The organism is Pseudomonas sp. JAI120 (assembly GCF_014207255.1).
Classification (GTDB): Bacteria; Pseudomonadota; Gammaproteobacteria; order Pseudomonadales; family Pseudomonadaceae; genus Aquipseudomonas.
In genome coordinates, this window is record NZ_JACHCZ010000001.1 from 1,943,093 (window position 1) to 1,963,652 (window position 20,560).

At 60.5% G+C, this 20,560-nt stretch carries 14 protein-coding genes; 10 read left to right on the forward strand and 4 right to left on the reverse strand.

The genetic code is table 11. From position 1 onward, the window contains the following. Nucleotides 1–130: 130 nt before the first annotated feature. Both hrpA and aceK read right to left on the reverse strand, forming a co-directional pair. On the reverse strand, nt 131–4,042 hold the full coding sequence (gene hrpA, locus HDC32_RS09180) for an ATP-dependent RNA helicase HrpA (RefSeq protein WP_131698653.1): 3,912 nt from the start codon (nt 4,040–4,042) through the stop codon (nt 131–133). Between the two features lie 1,608 nt (nt 4,043–5,650). Next, complete coding sequence (gene aceK / locus HDC32_RS09185; RefSeq protein ID WP_131698656.1) at nt 5,651–7,372, reverse strand: bifunctional isocitrate dehydrogenase kinase/phosphatase; 1,722 nt, start codon at nt 7,370–7,372, stop codon at nt 5,651–5,653. 402 nt (nt 7,373–7,774) lie between these two features. Here aceK and HDC32_RS09190 point away from each other — a divergent pair, with 402 nt between their 5' ends. Together HDC32_RS09190 and HDC32_RS09195 are read left to right on the forward strand one after the other, a co-directional pair. Then, nucleotides 7,775–9,385, forward strand: a complete 1,611-nt coding sequence (locus HDC32_RS09190) for a methyl-accepting chemotaxis protein (protein WP_409438554.1) — start codon at nt 7,775–7,777, stop codon at nt 9,383–9,385. Nucleotides 9,386–9,437: 52 nt separating this feature from the next. Then, nucleotides 9,438–10,322 (forward strand): DMT family transporter, encoded by an 885-nt coding sequence (locus HDC32_RS09195; RefSeq protein ID WP_131698658.1) that lies wholly within the window; start codon nt 9,438–9,440, stop codon nt 10,320–10,322. Between the two features lie 29 nt (nt 10,323–10,351). Here HDC32_RS09195 and HDC32_RS09200 read toward each other — a convergent pair whose 3' ends face one another. Further along, on the reverse strand, nt 10,352–11,212 hold the full coding sequence (locus tag HDC32_RS09200; protein WP_184743624.1) for a DMT family transporter: 861 nt from the start codon (nt 11,210–11,212) through the stop codon (nt 10,352–10,354). 423 nt (nt 11,213–11,635) lie between these two features. On the opposite strand from HDC32_RS09200, the gene HDC32_RS09205 reads away from it, so the two are divergent. Together HDC32_RS09205 and HDC32_RS09210 are read left to right on the forward strand one after the other, a co-directional pair. Then, the gene (locus HDC32_RS09205; protein ID WP_131699644.1) at nt 11,636–12,427 is read left to right on the forward strand and encodes a CPBP family intramembrane glutamic endopeptidase; all 792 of its coding nucleotides are present in this window, start codon (nt 11,636–11,638) and stop codon (nt 12,425–12,427) included. A gap of 103 nt (nt 12,428–12,530) precedes the next feature. Continuing rightward, nucleotides 12,531–14,096, forward strand: coding sequence for a PAS domain-containing methyl-accepting chemotaxis protein (locus HDC32_RS09210; protein ID WP_145337006.1), 1,566 nt, complete (start codon nt 12,531–12,533; stop codon nt 14,094–14,096). Between the two features lie 93 nt (nt 14,097–14,189). On the opposite strand, the gene HDC32_RS09215 is transcribed toward HDC32_RS09210, so the two are convergent. After that, nucleotides 14,190–14,882, reverse strand: a complete 693-nt coding sequence (locus HDC32_RS09215) for an alpha/beta family hydrolase (RefSeq protein ID WP_145337007.1) — start codon at nt 14,880–14,882, stop codon at nt 14,190–14,192. A gap of 79 nt (nt 14,883–14,961) precedes the next feature. Here HDC32_RS09215 and ccoN (HDC32_RS09220) point away from each other — a divergent pair, with 79 nt between their 5' ends. From ccoN (HDC32_RS09220) to ccoO (HDC32_RS09245), 6 genes are all read left to right on the forward strand, one after another. Next, nucleotides 14,962–16,386, forward strand: coding sequence for a cytochrome-c oxidase, cbb3-type subunit I (gene ccoN, locus HDC32_RS09220; protein WP_131699647.1), 1,425 nt, complete (start codon nt 14,962–14,964; stop codon nt 16,384–16,386). Nucleotides 16,387–16,396: 10 nt separating this feature from the next. Next, a complete protein-coding gene (gene ccoO / locus HDC32_RS09225; protein WP_090400253.1) occupies nt 16,397–17,005 on the forward strand; it encodes a cytochrome-c oxidase, cbb3-type subunit II in 609 nt (202 codons plus the stop codon). Between the two features lie 3 nt (nt 17,006–17,008). Then, entirely contained in the window at nt 17,009–17,209 is a 201-nt protein-coding gene (locus HDC32_RS09230) for a cbb3-type cytochrome c oxidase subunit 3 (protein WP_145337008.1), read from the forward strand. Beyond that, nucleotides 17,206–18,153 carry a cytochrome-c oxidase, cbb3-type subunit III gene (ccoP, locus tag HDC32_RS09235; protein ID WP_131699649.1) on the forward strand — a complete coding sequence of 316 codons (948 nt, stop codon included), beginning with the start codon at nt 17,206–17,208 and terminating at the stop codon, nt 18,151–18,153. Before HDC32_RS09230 ends, ccoP begins: the two co-directional genes overlap by 4 nt. 350 nt (nt 18,154–18,503) lie before the next feature. Further along, nucleotides 18,504–19,946, forward strand: a complete 1,443-nt coding sequence (gene ccoN / locus HDC32_RS09240) for a cytochrome-c oxidase, cbb3-type subunit I (RefSeq protein WP_131699650.1) — start codon at nt 18,504–18,506, stop codon at nt 19,944–19,946. Beyond that, nucleotides 19,946–20,554: a cytochrome-c oxidase, cbb3-type subunit II gene (ccoO, locus tag HDC32_RS09245; protein ID WP_003193167.1), complete on the forward strand. Its 609-nt coding sequence runs from the start codon at nt 19,946–19,948 to the stop codon at nt 20,552–20,554. The genes ccoN (HDC32_RS09240) and ccoO (HDC32_RS09245) overlap by 1 nt, the downstream gene beginning before the upstream one ends. The last annotated feature ends 6 nt before the right edge of the window (nt 20,555–20,560 follow it).

A 20,560-nucleotide genomic window follows, 5' to 3' on the forward strand; every position in this document is an offset into this window, starting at 1 on the left:
TTTCAATGTGGGAGGGGGCTTGCCCCCGATAGCGGTGTGTCAGACAAAGATTCTGTGACTGATACACCGCTATCGGGGGCAAGCCCCCTCCCACATTTGGACCTGCTCAGTCTTGGAGACAGGGAGAGCTTCAGGGCTCTACTTGGCTCCACTGCTTGCTCAAGCGCTTGTCGGAAATCGGCACCTTGGTACCCAGCTGCTGGGCAAACAACGACACCCGATACTCCTCCAACCACCAGCGATACAGCTCCAGTTGCGGGTCGCGCTTGCCTTCCTGGGTGTGCTTGTTCAAGCGGTTCTGGTACTGCGCCCACAGGCCGCCCAGCTCGCTGCTCCACACGCGGTCCTTTTGCACCTGGCTCGGCAGTTTCTCCAGGCGCAATTCAATGGCCTTGAGAAAACGCGGCAATTCCTTGAACCACTGCGCCGGGGTTTCGCGCACAAAGCCGGGATACACCAGGTTGCTCAATTGCTGCTTGATGTCGTTCAGGGCCACGGCCTGGGCCAGGTCGATCTTGCCCTTGAAGCGCTTTTGCAGGCCATGCCAGAGCTTCAGCACTTCCAGGGTCAGGCGCGCCAGGCGTTCGGCGTGTTCGGTCCAACTGCCACGCTTGCGTTCAGCCAGCGCCGCCAATCCGGCACCGTCACGCGGCAAACTGGCTTCGCCGTCCAGCACGCAGGTGTCGAGGCTGGCCAGCAGGATGTCTTCCACCAGAGCATCGATACGCCCCAGTTCGCGGTACATCAGGCCCAGTTCAGTGAGGCCGGGCAATTTGCCGCGCAGGAATTTGGCCGGTTCCGCCAATTGCTGCATCAACAGGCGCTGCAACGCACGGCGGTGCTGGAACTCAGCCTCGGCGGCGGTGGAAAAACGTCCCTCTTTCACGGTGCCGTTTTCTTCCACCAGCGCCGGGTAGACCGTCATCGACAGCCCGGCGATCTTCTGCTGGGTTTTCTCGGCCACCGCCGCGAACACCTTGGCCTCCACCGGCTGCTGGCTTTTCGCGGTGTGCGGCACGGCCAGCGCGGCCTGGCTGGCTTCGACAAAACGCGCGGTCAACTCGGCCAGGTCGCGGCCTTCGCCAAGGAACTTGCCTTGGCCGTCGACCACTTCCAGGTTCATCTTCAGGTGGTTTTCCACCTGCTGCGCCGCTTCGGCCCAGGCCTCATCGCTGACCCGCGCCCCGGTCATGCGCAGCAACTCGCGCCCCAATGCCTGGGGCAGCGAGCCCTGACCAAACTCGATGCGCTGCAGCGCCGCCTTGACGAAATCCGGCACCGGCACGAAGTTCTTGCGCAGGGCCTTGGGCAGGTTGCGCACCAGGGCGATGCACTTGGCTTCGATCACCCCAGGCACCAGCCACTCCAGACGCTCCGGCGGCAAGGCCGGCAGCAGCGGTGCCGGTACGCGCAGGGTCACGCCGTCGCGGGGGTGGTTGGGTTCGAAGTGGTAACTCAGGGCCAGTTCCAGATCGCCCAGGTGCAGGGTGTCCGGGTAATGCGCGGCAGTGACTTCACTGGCCTCGCGGGCCAGCACGTCTTCTTCGCGCATGATCAGCAACTGGGGATCTTTCTGGCTGTTGACCTTGTACCAGCTGTCAAAGGTGGCGGTCTGGTGGATTTCCGCCGGCAGCCGTGCATCGTAGAAGGCGTACAGGGTTTCTTCATCGGCCAGGATATCGCGGCGGCGCGCCTTGGCTTCCAGTTCGTCGAGTTGCTCCAGCAGTTGCTGGTTGGCCGTGAGGCACTTGGCGCGGGACTGGATCTCACCGCGCACCAAACCTTCGCGAATAAACAGCTCGCGCGACACCACCGGGTCAATCGGCCCGTAATGCACCGGCCGACGCCCGACCACGATCAGCCCGAACAGGGTGATCTGCTCGAACGCCACCACCTGGCCGCGCTTCTTCTCCCAGTGGGGTTCGAAGTGGTTCTTCTTGATCAAGTGCCCGGCCAGCGGTTCGATCCAGTCGGCATCGATCTTCGCCACCATGCGTGCATACAGCTTGGTGGTCTCCACCAGTTCGGCGGTCATCAGCCATTGCGGGCGTTTTTTACCGATCCCCGAGGACGGGTGAATCCAGAAACGTCGCTGACGGGCGCCAAGGTAATCGCCGTCCTCGGTCTTCTGGCCGATCTGGCTGAGCAGACCGGACAGCACCGCCTTGTGCAGCTTGGGGAAGTCTGCCGGTTCTTTGTTGACGGTCAACTGCATGTCGCGACAGATCAGGCTCAACTGGCGATGGGAATCGCGCCACTCGCGCAGGCGCAGGTAGTTGAGGAAGTTCTTGCGGCACCAGTTGCGCAGCGGGCTGGCGGTCAGCTCCTGGCGCTGCTCTTCAAAGCCACGCCACAAATTGACCAGCCCGGCGAAGTCCGAATCCGGGTCCTTCCATTGTGCGTGGGCCTGGTCGGCGGCCTGCTGGCGCTCCGGTGGGCGCTCGCGCGGGTCCTGGATCGACATGGCACTGGCCACGATCAACACTTCCTGCAAACTGCCAAGCTTGGCGGCTTCGAGCAGCATGCGGCCCATGCGCGGGTCCACCGGCAGGCGCGCCAACTGGCGGCCCAGTGGGGTCAGCTGGCTGTTACGGTCGACCGCCGAGAGTTCCTGCAACAGGTTGAAACCGTCGCTGATGGCCTTGCCATCCGGCGGCTCGATAAACGGGAAGTCGGTGATTTCGCCCAGGCGCAGGTGCAGCATCTGCAGGATCACCGCCGCGAGGTTGGTGCGCAGGATTTCCGGGTCGGTAAATTCCGGACGCCCGATAAAATCCTCTTCGCTGTACAACCGAATGCAAATCCCCGGCTCCACCCGGCCGCAACGACCTTTACGCTGGTTGGCACTGGCCTGGGAAATCGCCTCGATCGGCAGGCGCTGCACCTTGGCGCGGTAGCTGTAGCGGCTGATGCGAGCGGTGCCGCTGTCGATCACATAACGAATGCCCGGCACCGTCAGCGAGGTTTCCGCGACGTTGGTCGCCAGTACCACGCGGCGCCCTGGGTGGGACTGGAAAATGCGCTGTTGTTCGGCCGGCGACAGGCGCGCGTACAACGGCAGGATCTCGGTGTGCTTGAGCTGGGCCTTGCGCAGCATGTCGGCCGCGTCGCGAATCTCGCGCTCGCCGGGCAAAAACACCAGCACGTCGCCGGGACTGCGCCGTTCGCTGCGCTCATAGGCGGCGATTTCGTCGAGGGTGGCGAGGATCGCCTGGTCGACGGTCAGGTCGTCTTCAACACGGTTGCCTTCCTCGTCCTGTTCCAGGGTCAGCGGGCGATACCAGGTGTCGACCGGGAAGGTACGACCCGACACCTCGACAATCGGTGCGTCGTCGAAGTGCTTGGAAAAACGTTCCAGGTCGATGGTCGCCGACGTGATGATGACTTTCAGGTCCGGACGACGCGGCAGCAGGGTTTTCAGGTAACCCAGCAGGAAGTCGATGTTCAGGCTGCGTTCGTGGGCTTCGTCGACGATGATCGTGTCGTAGCGTTCCAGGTAACGGTCGTTCTGGGTTTCCGCCAGCAGGATGCCGTCGGTCATCAGCTTGATCAGGGTGTTGGCGTCGCTCTGGTCTTCGAAGCGCACCTGATAGCCGACCAACGCGCCCAGCGGCGTGGCCAACTCTTCGGCGACGCGGCTGGCTACGCTGCGCGCAGCGATCCGGCGTGGCTGGGTATGGCCGATCAGGCCGTATTGGCCGCGGCCGATTTCCAGGCAGATTTTCGGCAACTGGGTGGTCTTACCCGAGCCGGTTTCGCCGGCAATGATCAGCACCTGATGCTTGAGCAGCGCGTCCTTGATCTCATCGCGCTTGGCGGCAATCGGCAGGCTGTCGTCGTAACGAATCACCGGCAGGCTGGCACGCCGCGCCGTGACCTGGGCGCAGGACGCCTGCATGCGCGTGACCCACTGCGCCAGCTTCTCCTCGTCGGGTTTCTTGCGCAGCTCGAGCAACTGGCGCCGCAAGCGGTGTCGGTCGGCGAGCATGGCGTGGTCGAGGTTTTTCAGCAGTTGGTCGATAGCGGGCGCTTGGTCAGTCATCAGGGCGGCAAGGGTCTTTTGGGTGAGGCAGGTGAGGCCTGCGCAGCGTAAGTCGTCAGAGAGGACGGGGATTGTCGCAGATTTCGACAAGTATGGAGACGGTCAGTCAATCATGACTGCGCTGACTTACCACTGAGGACGATATTTACTACGACACTGAGTGGACCATTCGGTAGTTTCAATAGCAGCAGTCCGATGGGATGGATGGCATGTGAACGGTTCAATGAGACTTCCAGACACCAACCTAATGTGAAACGGAGCCTCCATGCAGATCATGCCGTCCACTACACGCTCAGACGACCCGCCCTCTTACGCTGAAGCAATGAGTTCTCGGAACCCGCCGCCCTATGAACACCCCACAATGCCCGGGTGCCAATAGTGCAAAGCGCAAGTCATCAAAGAGGAAGGAATTGTCGAAGATTTCGGCAAGTCTGGAGACGGTCAGTCAATCACGACCGCGCTGACCTACCGCCTAAAAGGACATTTACTACGACACCGAGTGGATCATTCTGTCTTTTTAACAGCATAAGTCCGATGGAATGGATGGCGTGTGAAAGGTTCAATAAAACTTCCAGACACATCTGGCCAACCTTCATTTCTTAACGTGAACAGGAGTTTCCATGGAGATCAGTCCATCCACTACGCGCCTAGACAACCCGCCCTCCTACGCCGAAGCAACGAATCCTCGAAACCCGCCGCCCTATGAACACCCTCCCAGCTATGCGCGAGCAACAGGTACGCAGCGTTCGACGAGCAATAGCCGTACTCCATCCGCGCCAGCCACCAACCTGACAGCCAATCGAATCGCGAACTACCACACTACAAGCCAGGCCAATCGAGGAATGCGCTTCATGAGTAACCTTTAACAAAAGAAAAGCCAAGAAGACGCGTCTTTTTCCATTCGATACTTGAATACGCCATTAAAAAACATAGAAAACTATTTCACCAGAGGAATAAAGAAGCATCTCGCACTTTTGTGAGAACTCACTGATGCGCTGATGTAATATCGAAATTATATTCGGCGCGCTGTTTATCAATCATCAACAACAGTGTTCATCGGAGTTTTTATGCCTATAGATCGCATGTCTTCCTCTCGTGTCGGAGGCTATGGACATTCATTTGCGGAAAAGCACCAACGTACGCCCGACAGCATGCCACAAGGTGCATCGGCATCTTCCTCCAGCTCGTGGAAAACCATTGAAACTTTAAAAAGTCTCCCACCGACTTCCCCACGTCCAAATTCGGTAAAAGTTACGTTGACAAGCCTATAGGTTTGCTACAGAGAAAAATTGAATTGCAGGACAAAGGATATTCAACCAAGAATATCGACAAAACGTATAAAGAATCGATGAATGACCTCTACCAGGCAACGGCTAAAGGCCAGAGGAGTTCGCCCAACGAAACAGACAGGAACCGTTTGACTAACTGGAGTGACAGGATACTGGAAACTAACAAAGACATGCCATTCCTGAAGTAAACTCAACCAAACCATTAGACATATCGACTTATAACCTGCATCACCTTGAACTACTGGCACTTTTATAATTGCCAGTAGTTTTTTTCAGTAGGCACACACCAAGGAGTGCTAAACCACAGTGACTGAGCGGTTCAAGACACTTCTCCCCACCTGCGCCGATATGGAAACACATCAATCACCTTTCCCGCCCGAATCGTATCCTGCAGGCCTTTCCAGTAATCGGCGTTGTACAGCTCGCCGTGCAGTTGATCGAACAACTTGCGCTGGCCGGCATCGGCGAACAGAAACGGCGGGAATTCTTCCGGGAATACATCCAGCGGGCCGATGGAGTACCAGGGCTCGGACGCCATTTCGTCCTCGGGGGTACGCGGCGCGGGGATGTGGCGAAAGTTGGCCTCGGTGAGAAAGCAGATTTCGTCATAGTCATAAAACACTACGCGCCCATGGCGGGTAACGCCGAAGTTCTTCAGCAGCATGTCGCCGGGGAAGATATTCGCCGCCGCCAGTTGCTTGATCGCCAGGCCGTAGTCTTCCAGGGCTTCACGCACCTGGGCGGGGTTGGCGTTTTCCAGGTAGAGGTTCAGCGGGGTCATGCGCCGTTCGGTCCAGCAGTGGCGAATCAGCACGGTGTCGCCTTCCACTTCGACGGTGCCGGCAGCGACGTCCAACAATTCAGCCAGGCACTCGGGCTCGAACTTGCTCAGGGGAAAGCGGAAGTCGGCAAACTCCTGGGTATCGGCCATGCGCCCGACGCGATCGACGCTTTTGACCAGGCGGTACTTCTCGATCACCGTGGCGCGGTTGACGTTTTTCGACGGTGAAAATCGGTCCTTGATGATCTTGAACACGGTGTTGAAGCCCGGCAGGGTGAACACACTCATGACCATGCCACGTACGCCGGGGGCCATGATGAATTGATCGTCGGTGGTGGCCAGGTGGTTGATCAGCGCGCGGTAAAACTCCGATTTGCCGTGCTTGTAGAAACCAATCGAGGTGTACAGCTCGGCGATGTGCTTGCCCGGCAGGATGCGTTTGAGAAAGCCGACGAATTCCGCCGGCACCGGCACGTCGACCATGAAGTAGGAACGGGTGAACGAAAAGATGATCGACACCTCCGCCTCGTCGGTGATCAACGCATCGATCTGGATGCCCTGCCCTTCGCGGTGCAGCAGCGGAATCACCAGGGGCCATTGCTCGTCGCGGGTGTAGATGCGCCCTACGAGGTAGGCGCCTTTGTTGCGGTAGAGCACCGAGGAAAATAGCTCGACCTTGAGGTCCGGATCCTTGCACACCCAGTCCGGCAGGTTTTCCCGCAGTTGGATTTCGAGGCGCCCCAGGTCGGCCGCCAGATCGGCGTAGGGCTCGCTGAAACGATAGTCCGCAAAAATCTGCGCGAGCATTTCGGGAACCTGGCCGGCAGGCGCGTAGATCCGGGTTTGTGCCGCCCGTGCCCGGCGCAGGCTCGGCCGAGTGGTGTGGATGAACATGCAGCCGTCGCTGATCAGGTCATGGCTGAACAGGCCGCAGAAGATCGAGTTGTACCAGGTCTCGGACAGCTCATCGTCAAAACGCAGGTCGATCAGGCCGATGTAGGCGCTTTTCACCAGCGGCCATAGATCAATGTCGAACAATGTGCCGCCCTCGAAATTCCCACGCAGGCGCGTGGTCACTTCACCGACCTTGTCTTCATACAGGTTGATCCGCGCCGCCGAGGCCGCTTGCCCCTGCTGCCACTGGGCCTTTTCGAAACGCTCGCGGGCGCCATCGGTGATCTGGCGAAAGTGCTCGCGGTAATCGTCGAAGCCTTCGAGGATCGTGCGGGCGATAGCGAGGGCGGGCGTGGATGTCGACATGCGGGAAACCTCTACGGGTATCTGGAAGCCCTGAGCTTAGCCAGTGTACGAAGGCAGGAGAAGGGTCATTTTTTGCACTGACTTGTACGGCTCTGTTCATTTCGTACATTTATTTTCAATTTTTTAATTCGACCATCTGGTCAATAAACGCCCCTTACAGTCCCAGCGTGTTTTATCCACACGCCTTTACCATCGTGGCCTGGCCGGTAGAGGCGGGAAACCGCCAGCCAGCACGGGCGCGCACCCTCCGCAGGGCTTTGGATCCAACTAAGGGAAACCCCGATTACCACCTTAATGGCACTTTGATATACAGCGCGCCCTCTCCCACCCTAACAAGGTCCGAAGACCGATCCGGGAGCAGGTTCTAATCGCCCAAGGAGCATTGAGATGTCATTGAGGAATATGAGGATCGGTCTGCGTGCCGGCCTGAGTTTTGGGGTTTTGGCCAGCTTGCTGGTGATTGTGGGAATGTTTGGCCTGGGCCAGATGGCCAAGCTGCGCGAAAGCGCGCTGGTCATTGAACAGTCGTGGATGCCGAGCATCGAGAATATCCACGACAGCGCAGCCTTGGTGGCCACCATCCGCCTGGAATCCCTGCGCCTGGTGAGCACCGACGAATCTCGCGTGCGTGACACCAGCAGAGGCCTGATCAGCCGTACCAGCAACGAACTGCAAGCCCTGCTCGATCGCCATGAAACCTTGCTGAGCAATGACGAAGAGCGCGATCTGCTGAAAACCCTCAAGAGCAATGTCGCAACGTACCTGGCCATCGTCGGGCAGATGGTCGCTTTGGTGGACAAGGATCAACAGCAAGACGCCCTCGACCTGCTCGTCAGCCGCCTCGCCCCTCAGGGCACGATCTTGAGCCAGAGCCTGGAAAAACTGATCGTCTTTAACCAGAACGGCGTCGAAGCGGCGGCTGATTCGGCCGCACGGATGTATTCGAGCGCACAGTGGATTGTCGGCCTGATTATCGCCGTCGCCCTGATCGCCACCTTGCTGCTGGCCTGGCTGCTGACCCGCAGCATCACCGCGCCGATCGGCCAGGCCCTGAAGGTGGCTCGCACCATCGCCGCCGGCGACTTGAGCCAGCCGATTGTGGTGCGCGGCCATGACGAACCCGCGCAATTGCTGACCGCCTTGGCGACCATGCAAGTGCAGCTGCAGACCACCATCCGTGGCATCAGCGAATCGGCGCAGCAACTGGCTTCCGCCGCCGAAGAAATGAGCTCGGTGATGGAACAAAGCACGCGCGGCCTGCAGGCGCAGAATGATGAAATCGAGCAGGCTGCCACCGCCGTGACCGAGATGAGCACGGCGGTGGACCAGGTCGCGGGTAATGCGGTGTCCAGTGCCGAGGCGTCCCTGGCTTCCGATGAAGACAGCAAGCACGGCCACTACCAGATCAGCGAAACCATCAACTCGATCCAGAACCTGGTGGACGAAGTGCTCGGCGCCTCCAACAAGGCCGAAGGCCTGGCGCTGCAAGCCCAGGACATCAGCAAGGTGCTGGAAGTGATTCGCGGCATTGCCGGGCAAACCAACCTGCTGGCGCTCAACGCAGCGATTGAAGCGGCGCGTGCCGGTGAAGCCGGGCGTGGGTTCGCGGTAGTCGCCGACGAGGTGCGTTCGCTGGCACAGCGCACCCAGGACTCCACCGAAGAAATCGAGCAGATGATCACCGGTATCCAGCAAGGCACCCAGGATACGGTCACAGCGTTGAACAGCAGTGCCGAGCACGCCGGCCAGACCCTGCAACGGGCCAACGGCGCCGGCAGCGCCCTGGAGAAAATCACCGCCGCCATCTCGCAGATCAGCCAGCGCAACCTGGTGATAGCCAGCGCCGCCGAGCAACAGGCACTGGTAGCGCGTGATGTGGACCGCAGCCTGGTGAACATCCGCGACCTCTCCACCCAGACCGCAGCTGGCGCCACCCAGACCTCGGCCGCCAGCCAGGAACTGTCGCGGCTGGCGGTGGACCTCAATGGGCTGGTGACGCGGTTTGTTCTGTAATCAGTGAAAGCGGCGTGCAACACTCGCCGCCTTATTGATGTAGGAGCGTTCCGTGAGGCCTGTTGACACCCTTTACCTGCTGGGGCTCGCCGCCATCTGGGGCGCGAGCTTTCTGTTCATGCGTATCATCGCGCCGGAAATCGGCACGGTGCCGACCGCATTTTTCCGCGTATCGATTGCCGCCGCAGGCTTGCTGGTGATGCTGGCGGTGATGCGGGTGCGCTGGGATTTCCAGGGCAAGTTCAAGACCGTGCTATTGCTGGGGGTGATCAACTCGGGGATTCCGGCGACCATGTATTCGGTGGCGGCCCAGGTGCTGCCGGCGGGTTACTCGGCGATCTTCAATGCCACCACGCCGTTGATGGGCGTGTTGATTGGCGGGCTGTTTTTCAGTGAGCGCCTCACCGCGTCGAAAATCGCCGGGGTGTGCCTGGGCCTGTTCGGCGTGGGCGTGCTGACTCGCGCGGGGCCGGTGGCGTTTGACCTGGAATTATTGATGGGCGCACTGGCCTGCCTGTTGGCCACCACCTGTTATGGCTTTGCCGGTTTCCTCGCGCGGCGCTGGCTGGACCAACGTGGCGGGCTGGACAGTCGTCTCGCGGCCCTGGGCAGCATGCTGGGCGCGACGCTGTTTCTGCTGCCGTTGTTTGCCTACAGCGCGATCAGCCATCCGCCCGCGAGCTGGGGTGGGTGGCAGGTGTGGCTGTCGTTGCTGGGGTTGGGGCTGGTGTGTACGGCGTTTGCTTATGTTTTGTACTTCCGACTGCTCACCGCTATCGGACCGGTGAGATCGATGACCACCACCTTCCTGATCCCGCCGTTCGGGGTGTTGTGGGGGGCGCTGTTGCTCGACGAACCGTTATCAATGGCGCATTTATATGGCGGCATGTTGATTGCCGGGGCGTTGTGGCTGGTATTGCGGCCTCGAAAACCGTAGGCACCGGCTGGCCGGCGCCTACGGGGGGGTCAGTTTTTGCGGAACACGAAGACCAGCCCAATGATGATCAAGCCCATCCCCAACAGGCTCAGCACCGCCAGCCGGTTGCCGAAGATCAGGTAATCCATCACCGCCGTCACCGCCGGCACCAGGTAGAACAGGCTGGTGACATTCACCAGGTTGCCCCTGGCGATCAGACGGTACAGCAACAGCGTTGCCAGTACCGACACCACCAGGCCCATCCACAGCACCGGCAGGTAAAAGCCGGCGTTGTGTTCAACATGGAACGGCTGGAACGGCACAAACACCGAACACAACAACAGCCCCGCCAAGTACTGCACCGGCAGGGTGCCGAGGGGGTTGTCGGTGATGCGCTTTTGCATGATCGAGCCGAAGGTCATGCTTGCCAGGGCCAACAGCCCGAACAGCATCCCGGCCAGGGACATGCCCGACAGCCCGATGCCTTGGTAGACCACCATGATCAGCCCGGCCAAGCCCAGACTCAGGCCAAACATCCGACGCCAGGAACGCTGGCGCTCCATCAGCACCACGGTGAGGATCGGCTGCACCCCCATGATGGTCGCCATGACGCCGGGGGTGACGTTGAGGTCCAGGGCCAGCAGATAGAAAATCTGATAGGCCCCCAACAACACCAATCCGGTTGCCGCCGCGTACAGCATGGGCTTGCCGGGACGCGGCAGTTTCAGCTTGAGGATCGGCACCAGCACTACCAAGCCTGCAAGGGCGACGGCAAAGCGGATCAACAGAAACGCGAAGGGTGACGCATGGGCCAGGCCCAGTTTGGAGAAGATCGCCCCGCTGCTCCACAGCAGGACAAACAGGCTCGTCGAGGCCGCCGCGGCCACGGAGTGTTTCGAAAGAACGGACATGGATACCACCTGTAATCAGGCAAAAAAGCCGATTCAGCAGCAGATGCTGAAATTCAGTAGTTTTTTTCAGGCAGGCACAGCGGGAACAGCAACGCGCTGATCAGCCCGGAATGCCAACACCCGGCGGTGATACGACTGCGTACACCGGGGTGCTACTGACAGGTGGGGGGTAGTGACTGATCTGCGCAGGCTGCTTGTTCGCGCACGGCACGACCACAGCGTTGACCGCTGAATCGACTACCGCTATGCGCAGGGAAGCTGGCATGTGCTGATCTTTTTGAAGGGATAACGACGTGAGGACTATAACCAGCCGATGACATGTTTTGCAATCACTTGCCCAAACCCTGTTGCGTGGAGGCGTTTTCACGTTCCGGCGCGCGGGCCGTCGCTATAATGTCGACCGTTTTTTCCCAAGGAATCCCCATGCTCGCATTGCCCTGGCTGTACCTGACGCTGCTTTCCATCGGCTATGTGCTGGCCTTGGCCTACGGGCAACTGGGCGTGCTGGCGCTGGTGTCCATCGCCCTGCTGTTGATCGCCGGCTATGCCGTACGCCAGCAACGCACGCCGTGGGCACGCAACCTCGGCCACGGGCTGTTTATCGTACTGGCCCTGAGCCTGGCAATGCACTGGTTGCCGGGGTTCTACAACGGACGCGGCATTGACCCGCAGCGCCTCACGCCTGATGCCGTGCCGTTCTCGATGTACCTGAACCAGGACAAGCCCTTGATTGGCTTTTGGTTGTTGCTGGCCTGCCCGTGGATTGTGGCGCGGCGTTCGTTGCGCTTGTCGATCTGCGTCACCGCGTTGGCGCTGGCGCTGACCGCCATCATCGCTCTGGGTGGCGCAGCCTTGCTGGGCGTGATCAGTTGGGCACCGAAATGGCCGGACCAGGCCTGGCTGTGGGTGCTCAATAACCTGCTGCTGGTGACCCTGGTGGAAGAAGCGCTGTTCCGTGGCTACATTCAAGGCGGCTTGAGCCGGCGCTTCAAACAGTTGCCCTACGGCGAAAACCTCGCGCTGCTGCTGGCGTCGCTGCTGTTCGGGCTGGTGCACGTGGGCGCGGGGTGGCATTGGGTACTGCTGGCGAGCATCGCCGGGGTCGGTTATGGCCTGGCTTATCGGTTTGGCGGGCTGGGTGCGGCGATTGCCACGCACTTTGGCTTGAATCTGCTTCACTTCGGGTTGTTTACCTATCCGATGCTAGCGGGTTGACACCACCTGCAGAAACGAGCAACCCGCCGATTGTTGCAAAAATAAGTTAAATAAACCCCCGTTACCGCCGATACCCATTGAAAGCCTTGCGGATTGAACAATCATGCGTAATAACCAACCCGTTACCCAGCGCGAACGTACCTTCCCCGCTCAGCAACGGTTGATCTCCACCACAGATGCCAAAGGCGTGATCACCTACTGCAACGACGCTTTCGTTGAAATCAGTGGGTTCTCTCGCGACGAACTGGTGCGTGCGCCGCACAATCTGGTCCGTCACCCGGACGTGCCAGCGGCCGTGTTCGGGCATATGTGGACCACGCTCAAACAAGGCTTGCCATGGATGGGCATCGTTAAGAACCGTTGCAAGACGGGCGATCACTACTGGGTTAACGCCTATGTGACGCCGGTCTTTGAAGGCAATCAGGTGGTCGGCTACGAATCGGTGCGCATCAAGCCCACTGCCGAGCAGATCCGCCGTGCCGAGGCGCTCTACCAACGCATCAACCAGGGCAAGTCGGCCGTTCCCCAGCGGGACAAGTGGTTGCCGGTGTTGCAGGACTGGGTGCCGTTTATCCTGATCAGCCAACTGAGCTTCATGATCGGTGCGTCGCTCAACTCCCACTGGGGCTTTGCCCTGGCGGCGGGGTTGTCGGTGCCATTGGGGCTGCTGGGCCTGAGCTGGCAACAGCGCGGTCTCAAGCGCTTGCTGCGTCTGGCCGAGCAGACCACGTCCGACCCGTTGATCGCACAGATGTACACCGACAGCCGTGGCGCCCAGGCACGCCTGGAGATGTCGATCCTCAGCCAGGAAGCGCGTCTGAAGACCTGCCTGACGCGTTTGCAGGACACTGCCGAGCACCTCAACGACCAAGCGGCGCAGTCCAACACCCTGGCGCATAACAGCTCCAGCGGCCTGGAACGCCAGCGCGTGGAAACCGAACAGGTGGCCACTGCGGTCAACCAGATGGCGGCGACCACCCAGGAAGTGGCCAGCCATGTGCAGCGCACCGCCGATGCTACCCAGGAAGCCAATCGCCTGACCGGTCGCGGTCGCTCTATTGCCGGGGAAACCCGCGAGGCGATTCAGCGTCTGTCGGTGGCCGTGGGCGAGACCGGCGTGACCGTCACTCAACTGGCCAAGGACAGTGATGAGATCGGCGGCGTAGTCGACGTGATCAAAGGCATTGCCGACCAAACCAACCTGCTGGCGCTCAACGCCGCCATTGAAGCGGCGCGTGCCGGAGAGATGGGCCGTGGTTTTGCGGTGGTCGCCGATGAAGTCCGCCAACTGGCGCAGCGCACCACTGAGTCGACCGGGCAGATCCATGCCCTGATCGCCAAGCTGCAGCAAACCGCTGCCGCCGCCGTGCAAACCATGGATGCCGGGCATCGCCAGGCCGAAGAAGGTGTGGCGCGGGTGATGGAGGCGGATCAGGCGTTGGTGGGCATCAGTGAAGCGGTGGCACATATCACCGACATGACCACCCAGATTGCAGCCGCCACCGAAGAGCAAAGCTCGGTAGCCGAAGAGATCAGCCGTAATATCAGCACCATTGCGCTGTTGGCGGATCAGACTTCGGAGCAGGCGATGAACTCGGCGCAGTTGAGTGAAGAGCTGACGCATACGGCGAATACCCAGTATTCGTTGGTCGAGCGTTTCAACCGGTAGACCGCTATCGGGAGCAAGCCCCCTCCCACAGTTAACCGCGTACATCCCTTGGAATGCGGTCGAATGTGGGAGGGGGCTTGCTCCCGATTGGCCCTAACAGGCGCTGAGAAACTCAGCCACTTGCACGGCCGCAGCCTCCAAATGCTGCTCATGCGTAAACCCCGAAGCCTTCAACGGCTTCAAGTCATGATCCCCCGCCTCCAGCCACATCACCTCGATGCTCGGCGACAAATCATAGCCTTCCACCGCCACCCGATTACCCAAGGCATCGCGCTCGCCCTGCACAATCAGCGTCGGCGTGTTCAGCCCGGCCAGGTGCTCGACCCGGGGTTTCTCCGGTTTCCCCACTGCATAGAACGGATACCCCAGGCACACCAGCCCATCTGCCGCCAATTCATCCGCCAACAGACTCGCCATGCGCCCACCCATGGACTTGCCGCCAATGGCCAGTTTCCCAGCGACATGACGTCGCACCTCGGCATACACCCCGCGCCACGCCTCCAACAGTTTCGGCGCCGGATTGGGCGGGCGTTTACCGCCGTCCAAGCGCCGTTGAGCCATGTAGGGAAACTCGAAGCGCAACACGTTGACGCCATGCCCGGCAAGGCGTGCAGTCATGTCGTTCATGAAGGATGAGTCCATCGGTGCGCCGGCGCCATGGGCAAGGATCAGCGTCACGCAATCACCCGAAGCAGCGCCCGACGCGACATCCCAAAGCCAGCCATGTTCCCGCACACACTGCGCCCATTGATCCCCGTCAATACTGGCCTTGTGCTCTTTGCCCATGCTTGCCTCGCTATTCAGTCTGCCTATAACTCCAGCCCAAGTGCCGCATCTGCTTGGGTTGAACCGTGGATGGGGAACCATGAACACTACTTTAAGTACCGCCTATAACTACAAGGTGGTCCGCCAATTCGCCATTATGACGGTGGTGTGGGGCATCGTCGGCATGGGGCTCGGGGTTTTTCTCGCCGCCCAATTGGTTTGGCCCGCGCTCAACTTCGACTTGCCCTGGACCAGCTTCGGCCGCCTGCGCCCACTGCACACCAACGCGGTGATCTTCGCGTTCGGTGGCTGTGCGCTGTTCGCCAGCTCCTTCTACTCGGTGCAGCGTACCTGCCAAACCCAGCTGTTCGCGCCGAAAATCGCCGCGTTCTGCTTCTGGGGCTGGCAGTTGGTCATTCTTTTGGCCGCAATCACCTTGCCGTTGGGTTACACCAGCTCCAAGGAATACGCCGAGCTGGAATGGCCGATCGATATCCTGATCACCATCGTCTGGGTGGCCTACGCCATTGTGTTCTTTGGCACCGTGGCCAAGCGCACCACCAAGCACATCTACGTCGGTAACTGGTTCTTCGGTGCGTTCATCATCACCGTGGCGATCCTGCATATCGTCAACAACCTGGAAATCCCGGTCAGCCTGACCAAGTCCTACTCGCTGTATGGCGGTGCGACGGATGCCATGGTGCAGTGGTGGTATGGACATAACGCGGTAGGCTTTTTCCTCACCGCCGGTTTCCTCGGGATGATGTACTACTTCGTGCCGAAACAGGCCGAGCGTCCGGTGTATTCCTATCGCCTGTCCATCGTGCACTTCTGGGCACTGATCACCCTGTATATCTGGGCCGGCCCTCACCACCTGCACTACACCGCGCTGCCGGACTGGGCACAGTCGCTGGGCATGGTGATGTCGCTGGTACTGCTGGCTCCGAGCTGGGGCGGCATGATCAACGGCATGATGACCCTGTCGGGCGCCTGGCATAAGTTGCGCAGCGACCCGATCCTGCGCTTCCTCGTGGTGTCCCTGGCGTTCTACGGCATGTCGACCTTCGAAGGGCCGATGATGGCGATCAAGACCGTCAACTCGCTGTCCCACTACACCGACTGGACCATCGGCCACGTACACGCCGGCGCCCTCGGCTGGGTAGCGATGATCTCCATCGGCGCGCTGTACCACATGATCCCGAAAGTCTTCGGTCGCGAGCAGATGTACAGCCTCGGCCTGATCAACGCGCACTTCTGGCTGGCCACCATCGGCACCGTGCTCTACATCGCTTCGATGTGGGTCAACGGCATCGCCCAGGGCCTGATGTGGCGTGCGATCAACGACGACGGCACCTTGACCTACTCCTTCGTCGAAACCCTGGTGGCCAGCCACCCAGGCTTCATCGTGCGGTTGGTGGGCGGTGCGGTGTTCCTCAGCGGCATGTTGCTGATGGCTTACAACACATGGCGCACCGTGCGCTCGGCACAACCTGTCGAAGCCGCCCCTGTCGCGCAGATGGCCTGAGGAGTCAGTGATGAAACACGAAACGATTGAAAAAAACGTCGGCCTGCTGATGCTGCTCATGGTGCTCGCCGTGAGCATCGGCGGCCTGACCCAGATCGTCCCGCTGTTCTTCCAGGACGTGACCAACAAGCCGGTCGAAGGCATGAAGCCCTACACCGCGCTGCAACTGGAAGGCCGCGACATCTACATCCGTGAAGGCTGCGTACAGTGCCACTCGCAGATGATCCGTCCGTTCCGCGCCGAGACCGAGCGCTACGGCCACTACTCGGTCGCCGGTGAAAGCGTGTGGGACCACCCGTTCCTGTGGGGCTCCAAGCGTACCGGGCCAGACCTGGCACGCGTCGGCGCACGCTACTCGGACGACTGGCACCGCGCGCACTTGTACAACCCGCGCAACGTAGTGCCTGAGTCGAAAATGCCGGCCTACCCATGGTTGGTCACGGCTGCGGTCGACAACAGCCACACCGAGACCAAGTTGAAAGTGATGCGCACCCTCGGCGTGCCGTACACCGACGACGACATCAGTGCCGCCGTGGCCAGCCTCAAGGGCAAGACCGAAATGGACGCGCTGGTTTCGTACCTGCAAGTACTCGGCACTGCCATCAAGAGCAAGAGGTGAGCCATGGGATTTGAATTCGATGCGGGCACCATCCGCGGCCTCGGCACGCTGGTGGTCGCCATCGCCTTTATCGGCCTGTCGCTGTGGGTATTCAACAACCGGCGCAACGCGGAATTCGAGGAAGCGCGCCTGCTGCCCTTCGCCGATGAACCTTCGCCATCCGACGCTCACCAAGAGCCTGCAACAAGGAGCAACCGGCCATGACTACCTTCTGGAGTACATGGATCTGCGTACTGACCATCGGCAGCCTGATCGGCCTGACCTGGCTGTTGTTCGCCACCCGCAAGGGCGAGACCAAGGGCAGTGTCGACCAGACCATGGGCCACGCCTTCGACGGTATCGAGGAATACGACAACCCCCTGCCCCAGTGGTGGTTCATGTTGTTCGCCGGCACCCTGGTGTTTGCCGTCGGCTACCTGATCCTCTACCCGGGCCTGGGCAACTGGAAAGGCGTGTTGCCGGGCTATGAAAACGGCTGGACATCGGCCAAGGAGTGGGACAAGGAGATGGCCAAGGCCGACACCAAGTTCGGGCCGATCTTCGCCAAATTCTCAGCCATGCCCGTGGCAGAAGTCGCCAAAGACCCGCAAGCGCTGAAAATGGGCGGCCGCCTGTTCGCCTCCAACTGCGCGGTGTGCCACGGCTCGGATGCCAAGGGCGCATTCGGCTTTCCAAACCTGGCTGACAACATCTGGCGTTGGGGCGGTTCGGCCGAAGCGATCAAGACCACCATCATGAACGGTCGCCACGCGGCGATGCCGGCCTGGGGTGAGATACTGGGCGACGAGGGCGTGAAAAACGTCGCGGCCTATGTGCGTCACGATATCGCCAAGTTGCCATTGCCGGCCGACAGCACTGCCGACCTGGCTGCCGGCCAAGCCGCGTTCAACACCACCTGCGTGGCCTGCCACGGTCCACAAGGCCACGGCATGGAAGCCATGGGCGCGCCGAACCTGACCCTGCCTGCCGGTTACATCTACGGCACCAGCCTCGCGCAGTTGCAGCAGACCATTCGCCACGGCCGCCAAGGCCAGATGCCAGCGCAGGAAGCGCTGCAGGGCAATGACAAAGTGCACCTGCTCGCCGCCTACGTTTACAGCCTGTCCCATAACGCTGATGGTGCAACGCCAGAAAGCCCCGCTCAGTAACACCTGACTGCCGCCCCAATTTGGGGCGGCAGCTCTACCGCGCTACGCGACCAAGTGTCGCACCCTTCCAAAGCACACCTTTCCCCTCCTGCCATTCGGGTCTACGCTTGCTTGCACAGCGGACCGATCCTGGCGTACGCGACGACAGTCGTTGCGAACCCCAAAATTTCCTGTCCACTTGATCAGCTTTCGATTTCGGATTTTATCCTTACGCCAAACATGGAAAGGGCGCAGAATCTGGCGTGGAACGCATTGACACAGGTCAGCCTTGCGTTGCAATGGCCCCTTGCTTTCTACATACTTGCGGCCGAATTTTACCTATAAAAAAACCTAAACCGTGGAACCTTAGAATGAGCACAGCAATCAGTCCGACTGCTTATAACTATAAGGTAGTCCGCCAGTTCGCCATCATGACGGTGGTCTGGGGGATCCTTGGCATGGGGCTCGGGGTGTTCATCGCCTCGCAACTGGTTTGGCCGGAATTGAATTTCGGCTTGCCATGGACAACCTTCGGCCGCCTGCGCCCGCTGCACACCAACCTGGTGATTTTCGCCTTCGGCGGATGTGCATTGTTTGCCACCTCCTACTATGTCGTGCAGCGAACCTGCCAGACGCGACTCATCTCCGACAGCCTTGCAGCCTTCACCTTCTGGGGTTGGCAAGCGGTCATCGTCGGCGCCATCGTCACCTTGCCGCTGGGCTACACCACCACCAAGGAATACGCCGAGCTGGAATGGCCGATCGCGATTTTGCTCGCCATCGTCTGGGTGACCTACGCGGTGGTGTTCTTCGGCACCATCGTCAAGCGCAACACCAAGCACATCTACGTGGGTAACTGGTTCTACGGTGCCTTCATCCTGGTGACGGCGATGCTGCACATCGTCAACCATGCCTCGTTGCCGGTCAGCCTGTTCAAGTCCTACTCGGCCTACGCCGGGGCAACGGACGCGATGATCCAGTGGTGGTACGGCCACAACGCGGTGGGTTTCTTCCTCACCACCGGTTTCCTGGGGATGATGTACTACTTCGTGCCGAAACAGGCCGAACGTCCTATTTACTCCTACCGCCTGTCCATCGTGCACTTCTGGGCGCTGATCACCCTCTACATCTGGGCCGGTCCTCACCACCTGCACTACACCGCGCTGCCGGACTGGGCGCAGTCCCTGGGCATGGCGATGTCGATCATCCTGCTGGCCCCGAGCTGGGGCGGCATGATCAACGGCATGATGACGCTGTCGGGGGCCTGGCATAAGCTGCGCACCGATCCGATCCTGCGCTTCCTCGTGGTGTCCCTGGCGTTCTACGGCATGTCGACCTTCGAAGGGCCGATGATGGCAATCAAGACCGTCAACTCGCTGTCCCACTACACCGACTGGACCATCGGCCACGTACACGCCGGCGCCCTCGGCTGGGTAGCGATGATCTCCATCGGCGCGCTGTACCACATGATCCCCAAACTGTTCGGCCGCGTGCAGATGCACAGCGTCGGGCTGATCAACGCGCACTTCTGGCTGGCCACTATCGGTACCGTGCTCTACATCGCCTCGATGTGGGTCAACGGCATCACCCAGGGCCTGATGTGGCGTGCAATCAACGATGACGGCACCCTCACCTACTCCTTCGTCGAAGCGCTGCAAGCCAGCCACCCTGGCTTCATCGTCCGCGCCATTGGTGGTGCGTTCTTTGCCAGCGGCATGCTGTTAATGGCCTACAACGTCTGGCGCACCGTGCGTGCCTCGGACCCGGCAGAAGCCGAAGCCGCCGCCAAGATCGCCGTTGTGGGAGCCCACTGATGAAGCATGAAGTAGTCGAGAAGAATATCGGCCTGCTGGCCTTCTTCATGGTCATCGCCGTGAGCATCGGCGGCCTGACCCAGATCGTTCCGCTGTTTTTCCAGGACGTGACCAACAAGCCGGTCGAAGGCATGAAGCCGCGCACTGCCCTTGAACTGGAAGGCCGCGACGTCTACATCGCCAACGGTTGTGTCGGCTGCCACTCGCAGATGATCCGCCCGTTCCGCGCCGAAACCGAACGCTACGGCCACTACTCGGTCGCCGGTGAAAGCGTGTGGGACCACCCGTTCCTGTGGGGTTCCAAGCGCACCGGCCCGGACCTGGCGCGTGTTGGCGGGCGTTACTCCGATGACTGGCAGCGTGCGCACCTGTACAACCCGCGCAACGTGGTGCCTGAGTCGAAAATGCCGGCGTACCCGTTCCTCGTGGAAAACAAGCTCGACGGCAAGGACACCGCGAAGAAGATGGAAGTCTTGCGCACCCTGGGCGTGCCCTACACCGACGAAGACATCGCCGGTGCAGCCGCAGCCGTGAAGGGCAAGACCGAAATGGACGCATTGGTGGCCTACCTGCAAGGCCTGGGCACCATCATCAAAAGCAAACGGTGATTCTTC